Here is an 804-nt window from a genome sequence, read left to right as displayed (position 1 = left end):
CGCCATGGAGGAGCGCATCGGCCGCCGGATGCCACCGTCATACCGGGAGTTCCTGAAGGTCACCGACGGCTGGCGGCACGCGGGGGGATTCGTGTGGCTGCTGGCCGGGACCGAGCAGGTGCGCTGGCACGAGGACGAGATGGGGCTCGCGGAGATCTTCGAGGAGTACCTGGACGAGGACGCCGGGAGGAACTCCCGGTATGACGGTGGCATCCGGCGGCCGATGCGCTCCTCCATGGCGGTGACTCGCTCCTCCGAGGCGGGCGGGAACCCCAGCCAGCGGGTGCGGCGCGCGGTCTCGTCGTCCTCGTCCCGTGTCCCTTCGCCCGGCGGGGAATCCGCCCATTCCGCGCTCCACCGGAGCAGGAAGGGCCGCCAGTCCAATGCCGTGTCGTCCGTCATGCGCCCGATGCTGCCACCCGCCACTGACAGCGCCTCATGAAGTCCATTCGGACACGGATCGGGCGCTGAGCGGCTGTCAAATGTGCAAAAGGGAGCGGAATTCGGGCAAATGCCAGGTGCAACCGGCAGCGAACAGTGTGTAGTTTGCCAACTGCTCGACGGACGCCCCTTACCCCCACGCCCAGCAGTCGACTGTCAGACGCCCAGACGTATCCGAGATGCCCGAGGTCCCCATCCATGATCGAGATACCGGAGCTGGCCTTCGGAGGCCTGGCCGCCGGGACGGTGTCGGCACTAGCTCTGGGCAGCGGCCTGTGGCGCTCCCGGCGTGAACGCGCCCGGCTGCGGCAGGAGATGACCGGCCTGCGCCACCAGGCCGAGCAGTCCGCGCGGGCCGGCGCC

The 804-nt window shown here is 69.4% G+C and carries 1 pseudogene; it reads right to left on the bottom strand.

The features are described from left to right. Positions 1–177: 177 nt before the first annotated feature. Positions 178–402: pseudogene (locus CCN72_RS41245) on the bottom strand (SMI1/KNR4 family protein); the annotation flags it as partial. Between the last annotated feature and the right edge of the window lie 402 nt (positions 403–804).

The sequence above is a fragment of the Streptomyces murinus genome (assembly GCF_002154555.1).
Classification (GTDB): Bacteria; Actinomycetota; Actinomycetes; order Streptomycetales; family Streptomycetaceae; genus Streptomyces; species Streptomyces murinus.
This window is presented reverse-complemented; position numbering and strand designations above follow the sequence as displayed.